Genomic DNA, 24590 nt, shown 5'->3' with positions numbered 1-24590 from the left:
GTTATCTACTGCTATTAAAGTGAAATTTTCCCCTCTAATTTGGCTAATAGTTTTTTACCAATTCCTTTAACTTGCGATAAATCACTAACGCTTTTAAATTCGCCGTTTTCTTCACGGTAATCCACAATTGCCTGCGATTTTTTCTTACCTATACCCGGTAGCTTAGCAAGCATATCTGCATCAGCATTATTTATACTAATTGTCTCAACTTGAGGCATTTGCTTAGTTACTTCCGATAGTTGTGCATATACGGTAGTTGCAGGTAGTAAGCATAATAAGCTTATTATGAATAAATTTTTTAACGTTTTCATCAAACTTGTCCCTATTCTTCTTTTCTTAATTTTGAATGTTGCTTAGGAAAACCAAAAAGTAAGGAACTGAAAAGCTCATCATTTAAAGTGTACCTAAACGCATTATCACTATGATCCGAAATCCTGAAAATGCAGCTGGTACAACAAGTGATTGCTTAACTAAAGTAAAGTTACCGTTTTTTGTCAAATTTAAGACACCTAAAAATTAATACTTCGCGCTTGCAAATTTACGCCCAAACCATTACTGTACATAAAAACAGTAATCTAATGGTTTTTACAAACCACGGTGCCAAGCAATTTTGCAGGAGAAATCATGGCTGTTGTTGTTAAATATGTTGTAGAACGAAACGGAGTCGAGCGTATGACGTTTACTACCAAAAAAGAAGCTGATGCTTATGACAAGATGCTCGATATAGCAGAATCACTTGAGCTAATGCTAGAAAAGGTAGACGTACCGCTTAGTGAGCAACAAATTGAATCACTTGCTTTAGAAATAGCGAAAAGCAAAGATGACTTTATGACCATATTAAAGGGCGGCAAAGATCCAGTTGTTACCAAAGCGCCAGCAAAAAGTAAAAAGTCAGATAACGTTGCGCCAATTGAAGATAACAACGATAAAAAAGCAAGTTAACTCGTAGATTGCCCTCTCCTCGGACGGGACAAACTAAATAAAAAAGGGAGCAACTTAGTTGCTCCCTTTTTTATTATACCAATTCGCTTAATTAAGTGATCTATTTTGAGGGTGGAAAAACGTGTTGATAGCTAGGCAAAAAATTTGATATTTAGTTGTTCTAAATGATAATTTTTTAACGCCGGTAGCAACACGTTTAGCACCGCAAAATGATTAAGTATTATCGCGGATTGGTATTACTTACTACTCATTTTAAAATGAATAGTAATTGCTATTTAAAGCTCTTTTTCTACTTCATCAAATAAAGCAGTGATGTTTTGCTCTGGCTCTTTTGTTACTAAGCTAACAACAACAATTGCGATACTCGCTAAAATAAAGCCAGGTACTATTTCATACATAAAGCTACTTAAACTTTCACCATTAATAGTAAACGGACCATAAATCCAAACAAGCACTGTAAACGCACCTACTAACATACCAGATAAGGCGCCAGCAAAATTCATACGTTTCCAATAAAGGCTAAACAATACAAGAGGTCCAAAAGCAGCACCAAAGCCTGCCCATGCATTACTTACTAGGTCTAAAATAGAGCTATCTCTATCGTACGCTAAATAAATTGCAAACAGGGCAACAAATGCAACGCTAATTCGACCAACAGTAACTAATTCAAAGTCGCTAGCATCTTTACGTAAAAATGTTTTATATAAATCTTCAGTCAATGAACTTGAGCTTACTAGCAATTGCGATGAGATAGTACTCATGATAGCAGCCAAAATTGCAGCTAGTAAAAAGCCAGCAATAAGTGGATGGAACAATAACTCAGAAAGAATTAGGAAAATCGTTTCAGGATCTTCAACTACAATATTATTCTCATAAGTATAAGCAGCACCAAATATACCAGTACCAACAGCACCAAGGGCAGCAACAATCATCCATGTCATACCAATACGGCGAGCTTTAGGCATATCCTTAACACTACGTACCGACATAAAACGAACGATGATATGTGGTTGACCAAAATAACCTAAACCCCATGCCATTGCAGAAATAATACCTAATGCAGAGCCTGCTCCAATCCAGTTAAGCATATCTGGATTTACACTATGTAAAGTAGATTCCAGAGGTTGTTCAAGTAAAGAGTATGCAACAGTAGGCACTAGAATCAGTGCGATGAACATAATACAACCTTGCACGAAATCAGTTAAGCTAACCGCTAAAAAACCACCAAACAAAGTGTATAAAACAACGACACCCGTTGTAATGTATAAACCCACTTCATAACTTAGACCAAATGAGCTTTCAAACAATTTTCCGCCGGCTACAACACCAGATGACGTGTAAAGAGTAAAGAAGACTATAATCACAACAGCTGATACAACACGTAATAAGTTTGACTTATCATTGAAGCGATTTGAGAAGTAATCTGGGATTGTTATAGAGTCATTTGCTTTTTCAGTGTACACACGTAATCTAGGTGCAACTAACAGGTAATTTAACCAAGCACCAATCACCAAACCAATTGCTATCCATGTACTACTAAAACCAGTAACAAACATCGCACCAGGTAGGCCCATTAAAATCCAGCCACTCATGTCAGATGCACCTGCAGATAGTGCAGCAACACTTGGTGATAGATTTCGTCCACCTAACATGTAACCTGATACATCGCCAGTAGATTGCTTATATGCATATAGTCCGATACCTAACATTACAACAAAATATAATGCTAGTGAAATAATCATTCCTGTTTCCAAATTAGCCTCCGCATAATTATTAATAACAGGCTCTTGATCCGAATATTGACTCTTAAAATATTATAATAAAGACACTATTAGGATAAAAACCATTCTCGCTGACTATATCATGCCTAACAATAAAATCTCCAACTTGTTGCTTCCAGCTGATACAAAAATACTCATGTTGAATAATTTTAAAGCGAATTAGTAAAATATAATAAATTAAATAGAAGAAACACCTTAATTTATAATGATAATTTATTAATCATGCAAATATACGTAATGCTATTTTGAATCTTTTGCCATATATTATTACAATACCCAATTACATCACTCTTACGGAACTGTTTATGTATTTTTACGCTGCACGTCAACCGATTTTAGATAGAGATAAAAAACTTATCGGTTATGAGCTTTTATTTCGTGATGGCGTTGATAACGTATTTCCCGATATAGATGGTGACGAAGCAACAACACGACTTATAGAGGGTAGCCAGTTTAATTTTGGTTTAGAAGATTTAACTGACAATAAACCTGCCTATATAAACTTCACCCTAGAAACACTATCAAAGGGTTACCCTACACTACTAGGTAAAGACACTATAGTTGTAGAAATACTTGAGACTATCCAGCCTGGTAAGCGTTTATTAGCTATCGTTAAAGATTTAAAAGATAAAGGTTACACTATTGCTCTTGATGACTATATTCATCAACCTGTATGGCGTCATTTTTACCCATTTATTGATATTATTAAAATAGACTTTTTAGCATCCGATATAGATACAATAAAAACGGTACTTAACGATTTAAAACCGCACTCACATATTAAGTTACTTGCCGAAAAAGTAGAAACCTATGAAATTTACCAACAAGCTTTAGAGCTTGGGTTTGATTATTTCCAAGGATTTTTCTTCTCAAAACCTGAAATGGTACAAAGTAAGGCTCTACCACCTTCAGAAATGGCATTAGCTGAATTGCTTTACGAAACATCAAGTGTTGATATGGATCTTAAGAAAATCACTGATGTGTTTGAACGTGATGTAAATCTATCTTATAAATTACTTAGGTATTCAAATTCTGCCGCATTTGCAAGACGCGCAGAAATAAGTACCATTAAGCAAGCTCTTATAGTGCTTGGCGCCAATGAAATTAAAAAGCTATTGTCACTACTGTTTGCAGCACAAGTATCAGCAGACAAACCTGTAGAGCTAATTAGGCTATCGCTTACGCGCGCTCGATTTGCTGAATTGCTCGCTATATCCCATGGGCAGTTTAAAGATACCGGCATGGCATTTTTAACCGGTATGATGTCGCTTATGGATGCTATTTTAGATGAGAGTATGGAAAGCGTCATGAAAAAGCTTCCACTTTCTAATGATATAAAAGCAGCGCTATTAAACGATGAAGGCTTGCTAGCAAAATATTTAAACTTAGTTAAATACTACGAACAAGCAAATTGGTCTGCCGCAAACGAGCTAACGAAAGAGCTAAACCTAGGTAACAAAGTTCCCGATGCTTATCATGAAGCACTAGCTTGGGTTAATGAGCAAATGCAGTTAGTAGTTAGTAGTTAGTAGTTAACGAAAAATAAAAGCAAATAAAAACACCAGCATTTAGCTGGCGTTTTTATGAGTGGCTTTTCAATTATAAACTTTCTAAAAAGTCTTCATCAAAATCAGCTGGCTCTTCTTTTATAGGTGGGTTGCCATCGTACAGCTCATAAATTTGACGCTGAAAGTAGATATCTTTTACAAATAAGTACGGATCAAGTGAATCATTTAATAACCCTTCTTGTGGGATTAATGATGCACGTGCCTCAACTGCTTTTAAAACAAACACTAGAATAGTTTGTGGAGTCGTTAGCGCAACTTCAGGCAATACAAAGTTGTCAACTACATCACCGGTTAAGTTACGTGCTGTTGTAGGACCCATGCCTGGTAGCATTAAATAAGCGCCATCACCCACGCCCCATACACCTAACGTTTGTCCAAAGTCTTCATCTACAATTTCAAGACCAAGTGAACTGGCAACATCAAAAATACCAAAAATACCAACCGTAGAGTTAACTAAAAAACGCGCTAAGCTCACACTTGCATTACCCGGCTTACCTTGCAAACCCGCATTAATCATATCGACAGGTGCTGTAATATTACCTGTAAAATTAACAATACCGTTTCTTACCGGTACAGGCGTTACTTCAACATAACCTACTGCAACTGGGCGCAATAAATAAGCATCCAGTACATCCATATTAAAGTCATATAATGGACGATTAATACTTTGCAGCGGATCTCTGTCATCTACTTTGCTTTGTGGTACTTGAGCACACCCGGCTAGTATCAATAAACATAAAAAAGTAAAACTGTGTTTTAACATCTAACGTCCTTAAGGTATTAATGTATCAATTTGAAGTTGGTAGTCACTTACACTTTCACGCTTTAACGACTCTGAATGACCTTCTAGCTCACCAGAACTTGGCATAACCGAGTCATCTATAGAAATACGCGCCGAAATAATAATATTTTCTGCACTAGATAAGTTAAGCCCTGCAACCATTGCACTACTATCACTTAACTCAACTGTAATTGGAAATGAATATTTAGCGAGTTTAACAGCAGCTAATGGCATTGGCGAACCACTTGCTGCTTTTGCAAATATAAACAAGATACCGTCTTTTGGCTGTTTATCTATAAGCTCTTTTGCAATGTCGACTGTAACTGCAATAGCACCCGTTGTAGTAGTAACTGGCATAACAGAGCCTTCCGTTTGCATTTGCTTCTCTATATCAGCGATACGCTCAGAGATCATGCTATAACGAGAATCATTTTTTTCCATACTCGCAAGTAAAACTTCAAATGCAGCTTTGGCTTGAGGCCAATCTTTACGTTCATAAGCAATGAGTGCTAATAACGAAATTGCATCTAAATTGGTAGGCTCAACTTTTAGTACTTTTGAGAGCATACCTGCCGCACGAGTCATATTAGCTTCGCTGCCTTCTAGTAATAAAACTTGGCTATAACTAATAAGTACCTGCATATTATCAGGATTCATACGTAGTGCTTTATCAAATGACTGCTGCGCCATGTCAAATTCATTAAGCGACATAGCAACTCGTCCAAGTAGCAACCAAGCGACTTCGTCATCACCTGAGCGGCTAAGCTTTGTACGAAGTGCCAATGCAAAAGCCTGCAGCTCATTTTGGCTAAGCGGCTCACCTTTTTGCATTACAGCACGCTCGCCGTAATTAGCTAAATTATCCATTGCATCATGCCAAGCCGAAATTTGCTGCTGACTACCCGTTAAACCATAAAAAACACCTGTTAGAGCAAGAACAAATGCGCCACCAGTTAAAGCAAAAATACGATTATTACCTTTGCTGTTTAGTGATTTTTCTGGTGATAACTCATTCAATAAACGGCGTTTTAATTCAATAATTGATTCTGCATGATTTACGGTATCAATACGCTGATTGTCTAAATCGGTTTGTAAATCAACTAAACGCTGCTCATAAATGCTAATTAGCTCAGCATTGGCGTTATGAGTAATTGTTTGAACGCGCTCTTTTTTTAAAAAAGGCAACATCACAAACCCAAGAGCAACCAGTGTGAGTAAAGCAAAACACGCCCACATTAAAATCATTTAACTTTGCTCCTGACGTTTATTTTGTTCAATTAGCTTAGCTAAAAGCATTTCGTCGTCACTGCTCCACGTTTGTTTTACTGATGCTTTTCGCTGGCGAATAACAATAAAACCAAAGCCGACTATGACAATTAATACAGGTAATACCCAAAGTACTAAAGTCGCTGGTGTAACTGGTGGGTCGTAATGAACAAAATAGCCAAAGCGGTCAATCATGTAATCAATCACTTCGTCTTTGCTCTTACCTTCTTTAACCAATACGAGCACTTTATCGCGCAAGTCTTTAGCAACAACAGCGTCAGAGTCCGCAATGTTTTGATTTTGACACTTAGGACAGCGCAGCTCTTTAGTTAGCTCTTCAAACAATATCGCTTGTTTGTTGTTATCAAATTGATAGCGATCTTGCTCTGCAAACGCACTGATGCTTACAAAAAGGCTAAGCGTAAGTAGTAACCATTTCATTATTTAAGCTCCTGCATAATTGGCGCAAATTTAGCTCGCCATACTCGCGGGTTTATATCGCCCGTGTGATGCAACAAAATAGTGCCGTTTTTATCGACTAAAAATGTTTCAGGCGCACCCGAAACACCTAAATCCAACGACAAAGTACGATGTAAATCCAAGATATTAAATTGATATGGGTCACCCGCACGTTGCAGCATATCGCTCACTTCTGTGCGAAGTGATTGCATATCAAACGGGCCATCAAAGTCGGCGTCGTAACCTTGTACGTAATAAAGCCCAATAATTTTAACGCCTTGCTCACGTAACTTAGTTAAATAACCAAGTTCAACTAAACATGTTGGGCACCAAGTACCCCATACATTTAGTAAGTAAACTTCGCCTTTTAAAGACTCGTTGGTCCACGGCTTATTGTCTTGCATTAAATCAGGTAGATTAAATGCTGGCATTTCTTGACCTAACCGACCGGTTTGAATTTCACGAGGATTAGCAAAAAGGCCTTGGTATAAAAATACACATACAAAAGCAAATACTAAAAGCGGCGCAATAGCTAAAATTTTACGGTTCATAAAACATTCTCCGATGCAGCTCTACGCGCTGTTTTAGCTGATGTGCGGTAGCGTTTATCAAATAAAATCATAAATCCAGCTAGGGAAATAAGCACACCACCAATCCACATCCAACGAACAAACGGTTTATGATAAATGCGAAGTGACCATGCACCTTGGCTCAACTGCTCACCTAACGCTAAGTATAAATCACGTGTAAAGCCTGCATCTATTGCCGCCTCGGTCATAAACTGCATACCAATATCATACTTACGTTTTTCGGCGTGTAAGCGTGTTACTAGCTCATTGTTTTTAAGCACCGATACAACACCAGCATGACCACTGTAGTTCGGTCCGCGAATAGTTTTAACACCATCAAAGCGGTATTCATACTCATTAAGCTGAACTGTGTCGCCTTGCTTCATCGATACGTCACGCTCAACTGAATACGCCGATGTAAGCGTTACACCTGCAATAACAAACGAAATACCAATATGCCCAAGCACCATAGCCCAGTAACTTACACCTAAGCGTTTTAAACCTTCTTTTAAGGTGCCGTGTACAGCAGATTTAGTATAAATGTCGATCCCAGTTGATATTGCAATCCAAACCGCAAGCGTAGTGGCTAGTAGCGTAAGTGGTTTTACTAAATCGTAACTTGAAAACAACCAAGCACAGGTAATCACTACACTGGCTAATACGCCCATTAATATTTTGTTTTGTAAGAAAGCCCATTTATTTTGCTTCCAGCGTAAAAATGGCCCTATCCCCATCAAAATAGCAAACGGCACTAAAATTATTGCAAACATCTTATTAAAAAACGGTTCGCCAATAGAAATACTGCCCAAGCCCATTTCTTTATGAACCATAGGTAATAAAGTACCCAGCAATACGATTAATGTAGCAACTACTAAAAATATATTATTGAGCCATAACGCCACTTCGCGTGATACAAACTTGTATCGACCTTCACTATGTACTTGCGATACACGCAGTGCATATAACGCTAAGCCACCACCTACAACGATGCCTAAAAAGGCGAGTATAAATAAGCCTCTATCAGGGTCTGTTGCAAAAGCATGTACCGATACAATAATACCCGAGCGCACAATAAATGTGCCTAATAAGCTCAATGAAAATGCTGCTATAGCAAGTAGTACGGTCCACGATTTAAATACACCACGTTTTTCAGTTACGCTTAACGAGTGCAGTAATGCGGTCGCAACAAGCCATGGCATTAATGATGCGTTTTCTACTGGATCCCAAAACCACCAGCCACCCCAGCCAAGTTCTGAGTATGCCCACCAGCTACCAATTGTAATACCTAGTGTTAAAAAGCCCCACGCAGTCATTGTCCAAGGACGTGACCATTTAGCCCACGTGTTATCAAGCTTGCCAGTTAATAGCGCAGCAATAGCAAAAGAGAAAGCAACTGATAGCCCTACATAACCCATGTACAGTAATGGCGGGTGAATAATCATGCCCGGATCTTGAAGCAACGGATTTAAATCACGCCCTTCTACCGGGAAATAAGGAAGTAGGCGCTCAAACGGGCTTGAAAGTAGTAAGGTGTACATCATAAAACCTACACCTAAAAAACCAAGTACGCCCAATACTCGGGCACGTAGCACCCAAGGGAGTGATTTAGAACGCGCAGCAACAACGGCAGTCCAACCAGCTTGCATTACTAACCACAGTAAAATAGCGCCTTCATGGCCGCCCCATGTAGAGGTGATTTTGTAATACCAAGGTAGCGTACTACTTGAATGATATGCCACATACGATACGGTAAAATCATCCGTTACACTGGCGTAAATAAGTGCTGCAAAAGAGATTAAAACAAAAGCGAATTGCCCAATTGCTAAAGAGGGAGCTGCACGCATTAATCGAAGATTACCGGTATGCGCGCCCCAAAGAGGAAAAATACACAGTAAAACGCTTAGCACCATGGCAAGCGTTAAAGAAAAATAACCAATTTCTGGGATCATAGCTAATTACCACTATCTAAGTTGTATTTTGGTTTTTCGTGCTTAATACCTTTAACTGCCTCTGCAACTTCTGCTGGCATATATTCTTCGTCATGCTTTGCAAGCACTTCAAATGCTTCAATAACATTAGGTTCGATTAATACGCCCTGCGCTACAATGCCTTGCCCCTCACGAAACAAGTCTGGCAATATGCCTTGATAACGCACGGTCACTAATGGACCTGTATCAATTAGCTTAAAGCTTACTTGTAAGCTCTGTTCATTACGCTCAACCGTGCCTGGTACAACCATGCCACCAATACGTAGCTTTTGGCCAATGAATGGTTTTTCTTTATTAGGCCCTTTGCCATCAATAAGTTCGCTTGGCGTATAAAAAAGATTAATATTTTCTTGAAGTGCATAAAGCACTAAACCAATTGATCCACCAATACCAAACAGTACGGCAATAATTACCAATAGGCGCTTTTTACGTCTTGGATTCATGAGGCTTGTTCCTGTTTAGCTTTTTTAATTCGCGCTTCACGTATTATTTGTTGCTCAACTGAAGCCATAATACGTTTGGTATCTCTTAAAGAGTTCACTAAAATACCGAGTAAAATAAGAGCGCATGTACCAAAAGAAAGCCAGATATAAAACCCATAGCCTCCCATTGCAATAAAATCAGAAAAAGAGTCAAACTGCATAATTACCCCTTATTTAACAACAAACGCACCCACGGTCGGTGCTTTTCGCGTTGTAAAATTTCATTTTTAAGACGAATTAAAGTCACTGTTCCTACAAAAGCAGCAAAGGCTAAAATATTAACCATAAGTGGCCAAAACATACTTGGGTCTATTGCTTTGGTGTCTAGTTTTGTAATGCTTGCGCCTTGGTGTAGCGTATTCCACCACTCAACTGAGTAATGAATAATAGGTAAATTAATTACGCCAACAATTGCTAAAATAGAAGCTGCACGCCCTGCTGACTTCTTATCTTCAAATGCATGATAAAGCGAAAGCACGCCAAGATATAAAAATAATAAAATAAGTTCAGACGTTAAACGCGCATCCCATACCCACCAAGCACCCCACATAGGTTTACCCCATGCAGCGCCAGTAATAAGCGCTATAGCTGTAATACAAGCACCAACAGGCGCTATAGCAATAACGGCAAGTTCGGCATTTCGTAGTTGCCATACAAGTGCAACAACAGCTGCAATAGCCATTGATGAGTAAGCCCCCATAGACAAAATGGCAGAAGGAACATGAATAAAGATGATACGGTAGCTGTCTTTTTGTTGGTAATCGGCAGGTGCAAAACCAAGCCCCCATACCCATCCAACAATCATACTAACTACAGTAACTACGGCAAAATAAGGCAGTAACGTATTGCATAACTGGTATGCACGCTCTGCTTTAGCATAGGGATGTAACCACTTCCACATTAACTTACACTCACTTTTAAAGCTGACGATATGGCAATTGGTGCGCTAATAATAGCAATAAGTAACATTGCACCAAGGATGGCAAGCTGCCCACTATAATCCAGCGACATGGTGCTGGTATCGATAGCCGACGTTGCAAAAATCAAAACAGGAATATACAAAGGCAGTACGAGTAAACTCATCAAAATACCCCCTTTTTGTAATCCTACAGTAAGCCCTGCGCCTATTGCGCCAATAAAGCTCAATAGTGGAGTGCCTAATAATAATGTCAAAACAGTCGCTGTTAACGCCGTACTTTCTAGGTTTAACAACAATGCAAATAGCGGCGTCATTAATACAAGCGGTAAACCTGTTACCACCCAGTGAGCAGCTACTTTAGCAAGTACGGTTAACGATAATGGATAAGAGGACGCAATTAGCTGCTCCAACGAGCCATCGTTAAAATCATCTCTAAACAGTTTATCCAAGCCCAGCATGGTAGAAAGTAATGCGGCAACCCAAATAATTCCCGGTGCCATTCTCGCTAGTAAACCAGGCTCAGGCCCGATTGCTAACGGAAATAATGAAATTACAATTAAGAAGAACAAAATAGGATTTACAATTTCAGCGCGCTGGCGAAACGCAAGTTTTACATCTTTGGTAAATACCGCACTAAATAGCAACCAATAAGAATGTTGACGAGTCATTAGTGACGATACTCCAGTGTAACCGTTTGCAAGTTACTAAAATGGGTCGTTAAGTCTTGGTGAGTCGTTAATAAAATAGCACCACCGCTTTGTAAGTGTTCAGTAAATCGCTGCTGCAAAAAAGCAACACCGCTTTTATCAAGCGCGGTAAATGGCTCATCAAGTACCCATAATTTAGAATCACTTAACCAAAGCCTAACCAAAGCTACACGTCTTTGTTGTCCAGCAGATAACATTCTAACCGGTACATCTTCAAGTCCAACAAGGCCAAGTTGCGCTAAAATGGGATACAAGTCAGGCTGGTTTATGTAGCCATTAATTTGTAACCAATGACGAACATTTTCAACTGCACTAAGCTGAGTATTTACACCTGTTTTGTGGCCTATAAAGAGTAGTTCTCTGGCATACTCTTCGTAATACTTAGATATAGGCTGTTCTTGAAATAAAACAGCTCCTTCATCAGGCACAGAAAAGCCTGCGATAATACGCAATAGCGATGTTTTACCAGCCCCATTAGGACCCGCTAATTGCATGATTTGACCGCTATTAAGGCTAAAATTAAGATCCGCAAACAAACAACGATCTTGCTTGATGCAGGTGACGGACTTAATGTGTAACAAGATGACGATTCTCTCTGCCAAAAATTAGGCGTTAGTCTACCATAATGATAGGGTAATACGAATATTGCTTTAAAATCGATTCACTTAAAATAGAGAAAACTTGATTTAAAATAATGAATACGCCAACGCAAATAACATTATCTAATTCATTGGTTATCAATCAATCGACAAACCCTCAAACCAATGAGTTATCGCAATTACCTAATGAGGTACTTGCGGCTAAAAACATTCAATTTTCGAAAGACTCGATTACGCTTGATGTATTTATTGATAAACATTGGCAGACATTAAGACTTGGCACTACAAGTGCACCTCAAAATTTACAAAAAATAGCCAGTGCTAACATACAACTTAGTCCCGATGGCAAACAGCTCAACATCACGCCAAACACTACAACCCTTACTTTAAATCAACCAGTACAATTACAGCGTTTATTAAATTATGTAAGCACGGGCAGTGAGGTACAAAGCAAACCAATGGATTTACAAGTGGTTATGTCCCCTACCCCAAAATTAGTAATTGATAAACTTAACGCCAGCATTGCCATAAATAAAGACGTAGCGCAGTTACTTTTAACCGAGCAGCCTTTAAAAGTAGTTGTTAGCACTACTAACAAAGGCGCACAGCTTAATGTTATTAATCGCTTTGCAGATACAATTCATACGCAACCACTTAGCCAAACTAAACTTACTAATTTACTCGTGGCCTTATTACCTAGTGCGCAACTTCAAGCAACACCTAAACTAGCTATTTTGACTCATCCTCAAAAGTCAGGTTCGTTTACAACGCCTATTACTAATCAACAAGTTAGTGAGCTACCTAGTACGCCTATTAAGGTGAATTTAATAAATCAGGCTGATAAATTACTTATTAAAACCGATACTAATAATATAAAAGTGACGCTTAATAACTCATTTTCTAAACCGTTTAACGAGTTACTTTTAGCTCAAAAAAACAGTGTCCCTGAAATACCTTTTTCTGCGTCCACTATTAAAGCAAGCCCACTGCTTACACCTGATAGCCCAATAAAGTCGTGGCTACAAAATAGCTTTAGTGATTTAAAAACGCGAATTAATGATGCAGTTAAATATTTTGAAAGTAAGCCCTTTGCAGCAGCAAATAAATCTGAGTTAATGCCGCCGTCTGGATCATCTGCGATACAAAGGCCGGGCTTAGTTATGCAATTAACAGTATCACCGTTAAATAGAGTTAACATTACCCAAAATGTAAGTACGGCGTTAAATAGTAATACGAGCAATACTTTACCAGAGCACTTTTCAAGACTTCCGCCACTTGTACAATTAACTCAGCAAATAAAAGGAAGTGTTAGTGTTTGGCAATCATCTACAAATATAACAACAGCTAACACGCCAACGCCAAATAATATTACTCAAAATGGAATGGCGAGCGCTAAGCCAAGTAATTTAAACGCGAGTCAATTGAGTGCTCTAAATATTAGTACTAACAGTAAAGTTGATACGTTAATTAAGCCTACAAGTGAAATTGTTACTAAAGGGCAAACAACGTCTTCAGTGCAACCAGTAATAAACGGCAACAATCAAAACAGTGTAAACCCAGCCTCGATTAAAAATATGCTCCCATTAGTAGAGCCGTTATCTAATATTGCCTCTCGTAGTCAAATGCTACAACCAATAGAAGCAAAGCTATTAAGCACACTATTAAAGCTTCCTGATGCCACAATCCCTACGGATAGAGTAGCTGGTAACAAACAGCTTTTAAGTAGTCAAATTACTGATATTACAAATAGAGCAACAAAAGAAACGCCCGATTTAACTCGCTTAATTAACCAAGCATTTAATCGCATGGTCTCTAGTAATAATATTAACCCTGCGACCATACAGCGTGAAGTATTAGCCACCTTACAGCCATCTCAATTAACGGGTGATATACTACAAAGTAGCTTCACTAAAGGACTTGAACAAGTTGCAGTGAGTATTTTAGCAGCCCCTATAATTAGCCAATCAGTAACACCGATAAGCTTTAATAACCAAACTGGCTTAGATGCACTTTTACAAGTACTCATACCTACTTTTAAAACAGGAAACGCGGGAGCAAAAATACTTGAACAACTGCAGCAAGCTCAAGTGCAAGCATTGGCTAGCGAAATCGTACACGTTAAAAATACACTTACCCAAGTAAGTGTTTCAACACCAAATCAGCAACCTGACACAAACCCGCTTGCACAATTTTTATTACCAATGAAATTGCCGCCTGAGGCCGCCCAAACAGAAATAACACTGGGGCAATATAAAAAGCCAAGCGCAGATAAATTAGAAGATAAAAATGTATGGTTTGTCAGGTTAAACTTTGATTATGCACAGATTGGGCAGTTACAAATTACCGCTGAGTTAATGGATAAAGCACTCGATTGCCAGCTATTAGCCTCGAGCCAAGAAGTAAGCGCAATTGCTCACCCTCACTTAGATAATTTAAGATCCAAACTAGCTAAGCATGGTTTACAAGTTGGAGAGCTCAACTTAAAGCGAGGCGATGCAAATAATCAGGCATTTTATAAATCTCATGCAATTATTAATATTAAGGTTTAGTAATGAGTGATACACCTATTAATAAGTCAGCCATTGGGCTTTTATACGAAGCTGGCAACACCCCCACAGTAAGCGTAAAAGGGTTTGGTGAGTTAGCTGACGAAATAATTGCAGCAGCAAAATTAAAAGGAATTATGATCCACGAAGATGCAGCGCTTGCTAAAACGTTGTCGCATTTAAGCTTAGGGGAAGAAATCCCTAAAGAGCTTTATTATGTAATTGCAGAGCTTATTGCGTTTTCGTATGTATTAAGAGGTCAATTTCCGCCAGGCTGGCAAGACTTTCAAGGTAAGTTAAATATTAAAGCGTGAGATTATTTACACGCTTATAACTAAAAAGGCGCTAAGCGCCTTTTTGTTTATGTAGTGAAAATAGTAATTCGGCTTCTGCTCGCGGTAATTCGCATTCGCGTATCACCTCATCGAGGTCCGCACCTAACTCAACCATTTTTACTGCACGAGAGTAAATTTTAGCATCAGGGTCATCGTATTTTTGCGCAGCTTGTTGTTGTATTAAATCTTGATTTTGTTGCTCAACCTCAAGCACTCGCTTACCAATACTTAAAAGCCCTGTTCTAAGCTCTGAAATTTCACTTCGCAAAATATGAGTTTGCTCTGAGCTATCTTTAAGCTGCTGTAATACAGCATTAACTTCACTCACTTGTTTGTTTTTTAATGCAATTATTAGCGCAAGCGATATAAGTCCTACCGCTAACGCTGATATAGCTATACTAAGTAACAGCATAATTTATTTGGTAAAGCTTATATATCGCTTAACTCATCCCATTCATCATCGCTGAGTAACTTGTTTAAATCGACTAAAATCAGTAGCTCATTATCACGATTACAAACGCCTTGAATAAACTTAGCACTTTCTTCAGTACCAACATTTGGTGCACTATCGATCTCAGAGCTGCGTAAATAAACGACTTCAGATACGCTGTCGGCTAAAATGCCGATAACTTGCTCTTCAGCTTCAATAATTAATATACGAGAATTATCGGTTGCATCAGCAGCTAACAAACCAAAACGTGCACGAGTATCAATAACAGTTACAACGTTACCGCGTAAGTTAATAATACCAATAACGTAAGAAGGTGCACCTGGTACAGGGGCTATCTCTGTATAACGAAGTATTTCTTGTACTTGCATTACATTTACGCCGTAGGTTTCTTCCTCTAGCTTAAACGTAACCCACTGTAAAATTTCATCATTATTATCTGCGTTTTTATTTGCTGACAGTAATTTATCTTGATTCATGCTATTACCCCGTAATGGTCATTACTACTGACGGCTATCTAAGCCTTTCTCTAATAATATATTTAAATTATCTACATCTATTAAAGCACACATTTTTTCTTTTATAACACCAGCAAGCCATGGGCGCTTACTTTTATTTGTACGCCATTTTACATCTTCTTTACTCAATGTAATGTTATTTATCAACTTTTCAGCTAATAAGCCCCACTGGCTATCACCTAAGGTAATTAAATACTGATAATCTAAAGACGCCTCTAATTTATCATCATACTTTTCTGGCATTACCCAACGAGCAGTATCAACAACATTAAGCTTTTCTTCTCTGTTGAGCATAACGCCTTTAAACCACTTTGGCTTACCAAATAAATGATTTACTTCACCTAGTTGATGTATACCGCCTAATGCTTTTAATGGCACAGCCAATGTTAAACCAGCAACTTCAAAAAATAATGCCTGAAATTCACCATCAAAATAGTCAGATTGGCTAGTGGTTATAATCTGTGGTTCTGGTTCTTCTGTAATCGTACTTATCGGCTCTATTACTTCATCGTCAATGGCTTTATTAACTTTTTCGGCTTCAAAAATAGGTTCAACTATTGGCTTAATTTCAGAATTAAGTAAGTCTTGATCAAATATTTTTTCTGCCGCTTTTATCTGTTCTTTTGGTTTTAAATGAATATGTTCTTGCTGCGAGTCATGTGGCATTTGCTCAAGTAATTTTGCGACTGGCTCAAGGTTATCTACAGGCTCGTCTTCACATAACAAAGCCCCTAGGTATTGTTTCATTACTTTTTCATTAGCAAATAATTGCTTACTCATTCATTAACCTTGTTCAATTAAATATTCTAGCAGTGCTTTATATGCGTATACACCACGCGAACGAGGACAATACTCTACAGGCACTTTTTGCGCAAAGCTTGCATCTCTAAATTTAGTATCTACCGGTATCACACCTGGCCAGACTTTATCACCATACGTACTTTGCAGTGTTTTATATGCTTCTAACGATGCTTTAGTACGTTTATCATACATAGTAGGGATTATAGTATATTGATAATCTTTCGCTTGAGAGGTTTGCATTAATTCCATAGTGCGCATCATTCTATCAAGCCCTTTCAGTGCTAAAAATTCCGTTTGCACTGGCACTAAAATTCGCTCACTTGCTGCAAGCGCATTAACCATTAACACCCCTAAAACTGGGGGGCAATCTAAAATGGCATAATCGTAATGTTCACTGATTTTTGCAAGCGCTTTTTTTAGTATTAATCCCATACCTGTTTTATTACCCATGCTTCTATCAAGCGTGGCTATCGCCATTGTTGCGGGTAAAATATCTAGGTTTTCAAGTGTTGATGGGCATAAAGCTTGAAGTATCTCTTCACTTTGCATGCTCGTGCCACGCGCAAAAATATCATATACGCTGACTTCCAAATCTTCTGAGTCAATGCCAAAGTAATAAGTGAGTGATGCATGAGGGTCTGTATCAATAAGCAACACACGCTTACCCTGCAAAGCTAAAATACCAGCAAGGCTCACTGCTGTTGTTGTTTTACCAACACCACCTTTTTGATTTGCGACAGTCCAAATCTTCACATTACATCCTAATTACTGTTCATTGCGCGTTGTTATGCGAATACCACCATGAGGCAAACGAATTATTTTTATTGTATCGTCATCTGAAGGGAGCTCAATTTCAGGCTCTTCCGCTACTGGCTTGACGGCTTGTTCATCACCTTTAACGTCTTGTATTGGTGGTAAACCATACTTAGAAAGTGCAATAACAACTTTACGATTTTCTGCTCGCCCTTGTTCTGTATCGTTACTTACAAAAGGTGAATATTGACCATAACCTTCTATCGCCATTCTGGCAGAATTAATACCTAATGCTTCCAGCTCTACTAAAATAGATGTTGCTCTAGCAACCGAGAGTTCCCAATTTGAGCGAAATATTTCATTGCGAATACTTTCATCATCAGTATAGCCACGCACCCTAATATAGTTATCTACTGGAGCAATAATATCTTTAACAATTTTGACGACTTGTTTTGCCCTAGAGTGTGCAACTGAGCTACCACTTGAAAATAACATACCTGAGCTTAGCTCTATAATCAGCCAATCTTGATTAAGCTCTAAGCTGGCTTCTCCATCACGAATTTCATCAATAAGCGCTGACTGCAGCTTAGCAAGTAAGCTATCGAGTGGTTTACCTAAATATTTCTGTTGTATGTTACTTGTATCACTTTGACCGTCGAGTAACTCTGGACCTTGTTCTTCTTTTAAAATACTTTCACCATAAAGAACTTCTTGTTCAGGTGTCACTCTATCAGTCAATATTCCATTACCATTGACGCCCTCACCTTGCTGGGAGTGCTGGCGGGCAGATTTATCAAAAACGTGTTCAAGGGAGTCTGACAATATTTGAAATTGTTCTTCTTTGTTGATCGCTATCGCATACAGCACCACAAAAAAAGCAAACATAATGGTCATGTAATCGGCATACGATACAAGCCAACGCTCTGTATGTTGACTTTTAGGAGCAGAGTGACGCAGTCGTCGGCGTAGCATGTTATTCGTCCACTAAATTAGGACGCTCTACACGGTAGGCTTCAAGCTTTAATTCTATATTTACTGGGCTTTCGCCAACGCTTATCGCAATAACGCCTTCGGCAAGCATTTCATGGTAAAGCATTTTTTGCTCTACACGCTGTTTTAACTTATTTGCCATAGGTAAAAACAATAAATTAGCTAAACCAACACCATAAATGGTCGCAATAAATGCCGTTGCAACGCCTGCACCAAGCATTTGTGGATCGGTAATAAACGACATTGCCTGTATTAAACCAAGCACAGCACCTAAAATACCAATGGTAGGACTGTAGCCCCCCATCGCTTCATAAACACGTGCGGCTTCAAGCAAGCGATCGCGTTCTAGCAGTAAATCAATTTCAAGCGTGTCACGTAGTTTTTGCTCTGAGCAGCCATCTACAAGCAAGCTTAAACCTTTTGCTGCATATGCATCTGGGTGAGCTAGCGCTTCGTTTTCAAGCGCTAAGTAACCTTCTTGACGTGCCTTATGAGACCATCGCTTAACTTGCTCTATTGCATCTTCAATATCATATTGTGGCGCAACAAAAACCCAAGAGCTCATATTTAGCATTTTTTTAAAGGTACTTGCTGATGTTTGCAACATAACAGCACCAAGCGTGCCGCCTAATACAATAATAAGGGCAGGACCATTAAATAAAGCAGAAACAACGCCGCCTTCTAAAGAGTAACCTAAACCTATTGCGCCCAGTGCTACAAATAGTCCAAATATTGAGAGTTTATCCACAACCTACCTCTCTCTTGATACGTGCTGCAACATCGCTTAATGCTAAGCTTTCACTCGAAAGCCCCGCATTAGCAATGGCTTGAGGCATTCCATAAACAACACAGCTTTTCTCATCCTGTGCCCAAATAGTTGCACCCGTTTGCTTTAACATTCTTGCACCGTCACGTCCATCAGCGCCCATGCCTGTTAAAACGATAGCAAGCACATCGCCTTGATACGTTTTTGCTGCACTGGCAAAAGTTACATCTACACTCGGTTTATAACTTATTCTCTCGCTATGATCTTCAAATACGCGCAGTGTTCTATTTGCACCACGCCCTTCTACCATCATCTGCTGTCCGCCAGGCGCTAGATAAGCCGTTCCTGGTTGTAAGCGGTCACCTTGTTGTGCTTCTTTCACTTTTATTTGGCACAGACCATTTAAGCGCGCTGCGAATGCAGGTGTAAAAGCAGCTGGCATATGCTGAATAAGTAAAATAGGATGAGGGAAATTAGCTGGCAATTGAGTCAGTATAGTTTGTAGTGCAACAGGGCCACCTGTAGAAGTGCCAATAGCCACAAGCTGATATTGCTTTCCACTTGCTCGCATTGAGGCAACATTTGAACCTGACGATGTTGTAGGTGCTGCTCTTTTAAAGCTTCTATCGGGTTGTTTTATCGAAGGCGTTAGTGTGTTTGTTCTTTGCGAAAGTGAGCTTGTTATCGGTTTAGTTGATATTACTGGCTTAGGTGGTGTTGCAGATTTAAACGTTCGCGGTAAACGTCTTCGCCCTATATCTTTCACTTTATTTTGCAAAAGCTTTATAGCGTCTTCATTATTGCGAGCGATGTCTTCAAATTTTTTCGGTAAAAAATCCATTGCTCCAGCATCTAGCGCATCAAACGTTGCTGTTGCGCCATCACGTGTTAGTGATGAAAACATTAAGATAGGCGTTGGATTACTCGCCATTATCTCTTTAACTGCGCTAATACCATCAAGCACAGGCATTTCTACATCCATAGTGATCATATCTGGACGTAGCTGAGCTGCTTTTTCAACAGCTTCTCTGCCATTCACAGCAAAGCCTATAACTTGTATGTCGCTATCTTGTTCAAGAATTTCGCTTACTCTGCGGCGAAAAAAGCTTGAATCATCAACAACTAAAACTTTAACGGCCATTTAGCTCTCTTATTAAATTTATGCGTAGGTATATATTAAATATATACCTACTTTATTATTAGCCTGCGTAATGTTTTAACATGTTTGGAACGTCTAAAATCAGTGCAATGCCACCATCTGAAGTAATTGTAGCGCCTGCCATACCTGGGGTACCTTGTAGTAACGCATCAAGTGGTTTAATTACAACTTCTTCTTGGCCAATTAATGAGTCAACAACAAAACCAATTTGCTGCGTACCAATTTGCACAATAACTACATGGCCTTTTGCTTTTCGCTGTGAACGATCTGAGCCTTTAACTAACCAGTGCTCGAGGTAGAATAACGGTATTGCCTTTTTACGCACAATAATTGTTAATTGCCCATCAACCACATTTGTTTTCGTTAAATCTAAGTTGAATATTTCACTAACACCAGCAAGTGGTAACGCAAATGTTTGTGCGCCAACAATTACCATTAAGGTCGGTAATATGGCTAAGGTAAGTGGTACTTTTATCTCTAAAATGGTACCTACGCCTAACTCAGATTGAATACTTACAGAGCCGTTCAATTGGGTGATTTTAGTTTTCACCACATCCATTCCAACACCACGACCTGAAATATCAGATATCTCTTCTTTTGTTGAAAAGCCAGGTGCAAAAATGAGGTTGTATGCTTCAGTGTCAGAAAGTCGACTCGCTTGATCGTGGTCGAGTACGCCTTTACTAATTGCTATTTTTTTCAGTTTCTCAGCATCCATACCAGCGCCATCATCTTTAATGGTCAACAAAATATGGTCGCCTTCCTGAGACGCTGATAAAGTAACATTACCTGTTCTAGGCTTACCGGCAGCCTCACGAACAGCTGGCATTTCAATACCGTGGTCAACTGAGTTTCGAACTAAATGCACAAGCGGATCGGCTAGTGCTTCCACTAAGTTTTTATCTAAATCGGTTTCTTCACCTACAAGTTGTAAGTCAATGTCTTTGTTTAAGCTGCGTGCTAAATCGCGTACTACGCGAGGGAAACGACCAAATACCTTTTTAATTGGTTGCATTCGCGTTTGCATAACCGCGCCTTGAATATCAGCAGTCACTACATCTAAGTTAGAGATTGCTTTACCCATTGCTTCACTGTCTGAGTTAGTCGCTAAACTAACCAAACGATTTCGCACAAGTACTAACTCACCAACCATATTCATAATTTGGTCAAGTCGTTTTGTATCTACGCGAACTGTCGTCTCTGCTGCTGGTGGCGCTGATTTTTTAGGCGTTGCTGGCGCTGCTTTAGCAACCGGTTTTTCTACCGGTTTAGAAGCGGGTGCTTTTACAGGTTCTGGTTTTTTTACAGGCACACTCGCTTTTGCAGCTGGTTTAGCTGGGATATTGGGCTGTTTCACAGCTGGAGTGCTTTCTATTGATTTAGGTGCAGTGCCTTTACCATGAAGTTCATCAAGAAGCGCTTCAAATTCATCATCACTAATTTCATCATCTGATGAATTAGCAGTATTTGACGCTGGTTTAGCTGGTTCTACAGGTGCTTTAACTGCACTACTTTGCTCAGGTGCTTTACTCGCAACCTCACCAAAACTGCCAACTCCATGTAACTCGTCTAATAAGCTGTCAAATTCATCATCAGTAATATCACCATTAAAATCACTACTACTTGCTACTGGCTTTTCAACTGCAGGACCTTGTCCTTTACCGTGTAGTTCATCAAGTAAGTTTTCAAATTCATCTTCAGTGATTTCGTTTATTTCAGCATCACTAACCGAAGGAGTTCCGCTAAACATTTCATCAAATGCAAATGGATCTTCCTCATCAGCTATTGGCGTATCAACTACTTCATCAAGAGGTTGTTCAACGTCAGTTTCTGAAGCGACTCCGTTAAGCTCGGCTTCTGTTGGAGGTAGGCCCAAAATGTGGAGGGTTTGAAGTAACTCAGGATCTGCTGGTTCTGGCTTATCCCTATTTTGGATAGTCGCGAACATTTCATTAATGGTGTCGAGCGCTTGTAAAATAACATCCATTAACTCTGAATTGACCGTTCGCACGCCTTGACGTAGTAAATCAAATACGTTTTCAGCGCCGTGGCAAGCATCAACAAGTTCTGTCATAGCTAAAAAGCCTGCACCACCTTTTACAGTGTGAAAGCCTCTAAATATGGCATTTAGTAACTCGGTATCTTCTGGATTATTTTCCAGTTCAACTAACTGTTCAGATAAAAGCTCTAGGATTTCTCCTGCCTCTACAAGAAAGTCTTGTAAAATATCTTCATCGACTTCAAACATGCAGTTACTCTCCTCTTAGAAGCCCAAACTTGATAAAAGATCATCGACTTCATCTTGATCAGACACAACATCATTACGCGATTCTTTATCAATAATAGGGCCTTCAGGACCTGCTAAAGTTTGTGTGGCAACTGGTTCTTTTATTTTTTGTTGTTCTACTTTATTCGCTGTGTTGTCACTGTCATCTTGTTCAGCAAACGCTGTTAAAAGATGAAGTAAGCTTTCTTCTACTTCTCTAACAAGTTCTATAACACGGCGAATAACTTGACCTGTTAAGTCTTGATAGTCTTGAGCCATTAGTACATTTGTCATTAAGCTTTGAAGCTCATCCGTTTTATGATGAGAGTTATTCATAAACTTATCGATACTATGGCAAAGTTGTTTAAACTCACCAAGCTCAATCTCCCGGCTCATTAAACGATCCCATGTCGGTTTGATATGAGATATTTCATCTGCAAGTTGCTGAGCTATAGGTAAACTAGCCTCAACAGCATCCATTGTTTTATTAGCCGCATTTTCTGTCATTTCTATAACATAATTAAGCCGCTTTTTAGCATCTGGAATCGCATCTGTCGTTATGTTAGTTAAGCGAGTATCAAGCTCAAAGCTTTTAAGTGCTTCGTGCAGTTGACGAGTCAACTTCCCAACTTCAGCAAATAATTTAGACTGCTCTTGCGAAGCTGTCTCTAAAATCAACTGATTAGCTTTATCTTGCTCATCGTTTTCTAAATAAATGACGAGTTGACGAGCTTGTTCTAACGTTATTTGAGGCGCAGCTGGTGCTGACATAAGCCTCTCCCCCATCATTAGCCTAAGCGTTCAAATACTTTTTCTAATTTAGTTTTTAATGTTCCAGCCGTAAATGGCTTAACAATATAACCATTAACGCCAGCTTGCGCTGCAGCTATTATTTGTTCTTTTTTAGCCTCTGCCGTTACCATCAGTACAGGGATATGTTTTAACTTATCATCTGCACGAATTGCTCTTAAAAGGTCAATACCTTGCATTCCCGGCATATTCCAATCTGTAACCACAAAATCAAACACTTGATTTTGTAACATAGGCAAAGCTGTAGACCCGTCATCAGCTTCTTGAACGTTAGTGAAACCTAAGTCACGTAATAGGTTTTTTATAATTCGTCTCATCGTTGAAAAATCATCAACTACAAGAATTTTCATGTTTTTATCCAAAACATCCCCCAGTGAGGTATTAACCTTAGTTTACTTACTACTAGTTTATCCAGTCATTGATTTTAGCTTTAAGCTTAATCATCGCCTGACCATGTATCTGACTTACACGCGATTCGCTTACATCGAGTATATGTCCTATTTCTTTTAAATTCATTTCATCGTTATAGTATAAAGAAAGTACCATCGCATCACGCTCTGGTAATGACTTTATTGCATTTAGCAAAGACTCATTAAACCGATCATTTTTAACATTATTAAAAGGTTTGTCTAGCGCTAAATCTTGGCCTACGGGAGTAATAACATCCTCATCTACACCAAGGTCTTCTATGCCTAATACTTTACTGGTATTAACATCATTTAAAATATGATGGTACTCATTGAGTGAAATTTCAAGTTTTTCAGCAACTTCTGTATCTGTTGGTTCGCGATTCAGACTGCTTTCGAGCCCAGTAATTGCCTCTGCAACTTGTCGGCTTTTACGGTGTACTGAACGAGGAGCCCAATCACCACGGCGCATTTCATCAAGCATAGCCCCGCGAATACGAATACCGGCAAAGGTTTCAAAGCTTGCGCCTTTTGTTGCATCAAAGTTTTTTGAAGCTTCTATTAAACCTATCATTCCTGATTGAATTAAATCATCAAGCTGAACGCTAGGTGGTAATCGAGCAATTAGATGACATGCCACTTTTTTGACAAGTGATGCATGTTTCTCAACAATCACATTTAAGTTTTGTGTTGATTGATATCCCATAGCTCTATTCACCAATGTTGTCAT

27 protein-coding genes are annotated in these 24590 nt (G+C 39.0%); 4 read left to right on the top strand and 23 right to left on the bottom strand.

Translation table 11 applies throughout. The features are described from left to right. Window positions 1-14 precede the first annotated feature (14 nt). On the bottom strand, window positions 15-311 hold the full coding sequence (locus I6E72_RS02645) for a ComEA family DNA-binding protein (protein WP_197110981.1): 297 nt from the start codon (window positions 309-311) through the stop codon (window positions 15-17). A gap of 313 nt (window positions 312-624) precedes the next feature. On the opposite strand from I6E72_RS02645, the gene I6E72_RS02640 reads away from it, so the two are divergent. Continuing rightward, entirely contained in the window at window positions 625-942 is a 318-nt protein-coding gene (locus I6E72_RS02640) for a YebG family protein (RefSeq protein ID WP_197110979.1), read from the top strand. Window positions 943-1217: 275 nt separating this feature from the next. Here I6E72_RS02640 and putP read toward each other — a convergent pair whose 3' ends face one another. Next, window positions 1218-2696 (bottom strand): sodium/proline symporter PutP, encoded by a 1479-nt coding sequence (gene putP / locus I6E72_RS02635; RefSeq protein WP_101217622.1) that lies wholly within the window; start codon window positions 2694-2696, stop codon window positions 1218-1220. A 332-nt stretch (window positions 2697-3028) separates the two neighbouring features. On the opposite strand from putP, the gene I6E72_RS02630 reads away from it, so the two are divergent. Next, window positions 3029-4252: an EAL and HDOD domain-containing protein gene (locus I6E72_RS02630; RefSeq protein WP_197110977.1), complete on the top strand. Its 1224-nt coding sequence runs from the start codon at window positions 3029-3031 to the stop codon at window positions 4250-4252. Window positions 4253-4322: 70 nt separating this feature from the next. Here the strand turns inward: I6E72_RS02630 and I6E72_RS02625 are convergent, their stop codons facing one another. The 10 genes from I6E72_RS02625 to ccmA are packed head-to-tail and all read right to left on the bottom strand — an operon-like array spanning window position 4323 to window position 12043. Further along, the gene (locus I6E72_RS02625; RefSeq protein ID WP_007585858.1) at window positions 4323-5054 is read right to left on the bottom strand and encodes an MlaA family lipoprotein; all 732 of its coding nucleotides are present in this window, start codon (window positions 5052-5054) and stop codon (window positions 4323-4325) included. Window positions 5055-5063: 9 nt separating this feature from the next. Further along, complete coding sequence (ccmI, locus tag I6E72_RS02620; RefSeq protein WP_197110975.1) at window positions 5064-6317, bottom strand: c-type cytochrome biogenesis protein CcmI; 1254 nt, start codon at window positions 6315-6317, stop codon at window positions 5064-5066. After that, window positions 6318-6779, bottom strand: a complete 462-nt coding sequence (locus I6E72_RS02615) for a cytochrome c-type biogenesis protein (protein WP_007585854.1) — start codon at window positions 6777-6779, stop codon at window positions 6318-6320. Then, window positions 6779-7348 carry a redoxin family protein gene (locus I6E72_RS02610; RefSeq protein ID WP_007585852.1) on the bottom strand — a complete coding sequence of 190 codons (570 nt, stop codon included), beginning with the start codon at window positions 7346-7348 and terminating at the stop codon, window positions 6779-6781. Before I6E72_RS02610 ends, I6E72_RS02615 begins: the two co-directional genes overlap by 1 nt. Beyond that, complete coding sequence (locus I6E72_RS02605) at window positions 7345-9315, bottom strand: heme lyase CcmF/NrfE family subunit (RefSeq protein WP_024589932.1); 1971 nt, start codon at window positions 9313-9315, stop codon at window positions 7345-7347. Before I6E72_RS02605 ends, I6E72_RS02610 begins: the two co-directional genes overlap by 4 nt. A gap of 2 nt (window positions 9316-9317) precedes the next feature. Then, window positions 9318-9797: a cytochrome c maturation protein CcmE gene (gene ccmE, locus I6E72_RS02600; RefSeq protein ID WP_007585848.1), complete on the bottom strand. Its 480-nt coding sequence runs from the start codon at window positions 9795-9797 to the stop codon at window positions 9318-9320. Then, window positions 9794-9997, bottom strand: coding sequence for a heme exporter protein CcmD (gene ccmD, locus I6E72_RS02595; protein WP_007585846.1), 204 nt, complete (start codon window positions 9995-9997; stop codon window positions 9794-9796). The genes ccmE and ccmD overlap by 4 nt, the downstream gene beginning before the upstream one ends. 2 nt (window positions 9998-9999) lie before the next feature. After that, entirely contained in the window at window positions 10000-10737 is a 738-nt protein-coding gene (locus I6E72_RS02590) for a heme ABC transporter permease (RefSeq protein WP_007585844.1), read from the bottom strand. After that, window positions 10737-11423 carry a heme exporter protein CcmB gene (gene ccmB, locus I6E72_RS02585; RefSeq protein WP_002959286.1) on the bottom strand — a complete coding sequence of 229 codons (687 nt, stop codon included), beginning with the start codon at window positions 11421-11423 and terminating at the stop codon, window positions 10737-10739. The genes I6E72_RS02590 and ccmB overlap by 1 nt, the downstream gene beginning before the upstream one ends. Then, window positions 11423-12043 (bottom strand): cytochrome c biogenesis heme-transporting ATPase CcmA, encoded by a 621-nt coding sequence (gene ccmA, locus I6E72_RS02580; protein WP_076915509.1) that lies wholly within the window; start codon window positions 12041-12043, stop codon window positions 11423-11425. Before ccmA ends, ccmB begins: the two co-directional genes overlap by 1 nt. Before the next feature lie 113 nt (window positions 12044-12156). Between ccmA and fliK the strand changes: the two genes are divergently transcribed. Then, the gene (gene fliK / locus I6E72_RS02575) at window positions 12157-14610 is read left to right on the top strand and encodes a flagellar hook-length control protein FliK (RefSeq protein ID WP_197110965.1); all 2454 of its coding nucleotides are present in this window, start codon (window positions 12157-12159) and stop codon (window positions 14608-14610) included. A 2-nt stretch (window positions 14611-14612) separates the two neighbouring features. After that, window positions 14613-14921 carry an EscU/YscU/HrcU family type III secretion system export apparatus switch protein gene (locus I6E72_RS02570; protein WP_024589934.1) on the top strand — a complete coding sequence of 103 codons (309 nt, stop codon included), beginning with the start codon at window positions 14613-14615 and terminating at the stop codon, window positions 14919-14921. A 31-nt stretch (window positions 14922-14952) separates the two neighbouring features. Here the strand turns inward: I6E72_RS02570 and I6E72_RS02565 are convergent, their stop codons facing one another. The 11 genes from I6E72_RS02565 to I6E72_RS02515 are packed head-to-tail and all read right to left on the bottom strand — an operon-like array spanning window position 14953 to window position 24566. Beyond that, a complete protein-coding gene (locus tag I6E72_RS02565) occupies window positions 14953-15354 on the bottom strand; it encodes a DUF2802 domain-containing protein (protein WP_197110963.1) in 402 nt (133 codons plus the stop codon). 17 nt (window positions 15355-15371) lie between these two features. Continuing rightward, window positions 15372-15869, bottom strand: a complete 498-nt coding sequence (locus I6E72_RS02560; RefSeq protein WP_002959294.1) for a chemotaxis protein CheW — start codon at window positions 15867-15869, stop codon at window positions 15372-15374. Window positions 15870-15893: 24 nt separating this feature from the next. Then, the gene (locus I6E72_RS02555; protein WP_007585828.1) at window positions 15894-16688 is read right to left on the bottom strand and encodes a chemotaxis protein CheW; all 795 of its coding nucleotides are present in this window, start codon (window positions 16686-16688) and stop codon (window positions 15894-15896) included. Between the two features lie 3 nt (window positions 16689-16691). Continuing rightward, window positions 16692-17462 carry a ParA family protein gene (locus tag I6E72_RS02550; RefSeq protein WP_007585827.1) on the bottom strand — a complete coding sequence of 257 codons (771 nt, stop codon included), beginning with the start codon at window positions 17460-17462 and terminating at the stop codon, window positions 16692-16694. Between the two features lie 12 nt (window positions 17463-17474). Then, the gene (locus I6E72_RS02545; protein WP_197110961.1) at window positions 17475-18434 is read right to left on the bottom strand and encodes a flagellar motor protein MotB; all 960 of its coding nucleotides are present in this window, start codon (window positions 18432-18434) and stop codon (window positions 17475-17477) included. Window position 18435: 1 nt separating this feature from the next. Then, a complete protein-coding gene (locus tag I6E72_RS02540; protein ID WP_007585825.1) occupies window positions 18436-19200 on the bottom strand; it encodes a flagellar motor protein in 765 nt (254 codons plus the stop codon). Then, entirely contained in the window at window positions 19193-20359 is a 1167-nt protein-coding gene (locus I6E72_RS02535) for a protein-glutamate methylesterase/protein-glutamine glutaminase (protein ID WP_024608162.1), read from the bottom strand. The genes I6E72_RS02540 and I6E72_RS02535 overlap by 8 nt, the downstream gene beginning before the upstream one ends. Before the next feature lie 58 nt (window positions 20360-20417). Next, the gene (locus tag I6E72_RS02530) at window positions 20418-22625 is read right to left on the bottom strand and encodes a chemotaxis protein CheA (protein WP_101163316.1); all 2208 of its coding nucleotides are present in this window, start codon (window positions 22623-22625) and stop codon (window positions 20418-20420) included. 15 nt (window positions 22626-22640) lie between these two features. Continuing rightward, window positions 22641-23414 carry a protein phosphatase CheZ gene (locus I6E72_RS02525; protein WP_007585814.1) on the bottom strand — a complete coding sequence of 258 codons (774 nt, stop codon included), beginning with the start codon at window positions 23412-23414 and terminating at the stop codon, window positions 22641-22643. Between the two features lie 17 nt (window positions 23415-23431). Next, the gene (gene cheY, locus I6E72_RS02520; protein WP_008132609.1) at window positions 23432-23815 is read right to left on the bottom strand and encodes a chemotaxis response regulator CheY; all 384 of its coding nucleotides are present in this window, start codon (window positions 23813-23815) and stop codon (window positions 23432-23434) included. 40 nt (window positions 23816-23855) lie between these two features. After that, window positions 23856-24566 carry an RNA polymerase sigma factor FliA gene (locus I6E72_RS02515; protein WP_007585810.1) on the bottom strand — a complete coding sequence of 237 codons (711 nt, stop codon included), beginning with the start codon at window positions 24564-24566 and terminating at the stop codon, window positions 23856-23858. Between the last annotated feature and the right edge of the window lie 24 nt (window positions 24567-24590).

Origin of the sequence: Pseudoalteromonas sp. NSLLW24 (assembly GCF_015864725.1) — a bacterium.
Lineage (GTDB): Bacteria > Pseudomonadota > Gammaproteobacteria > Enterobacterales > Alteromonadaceae > Pseudoalteromonas > Pseudoalteromonas arctica.
Note: the sequence above shows the minus strand (reverse complement) of the source record. Positions and strands in the feature narration are given on the sequence as shown.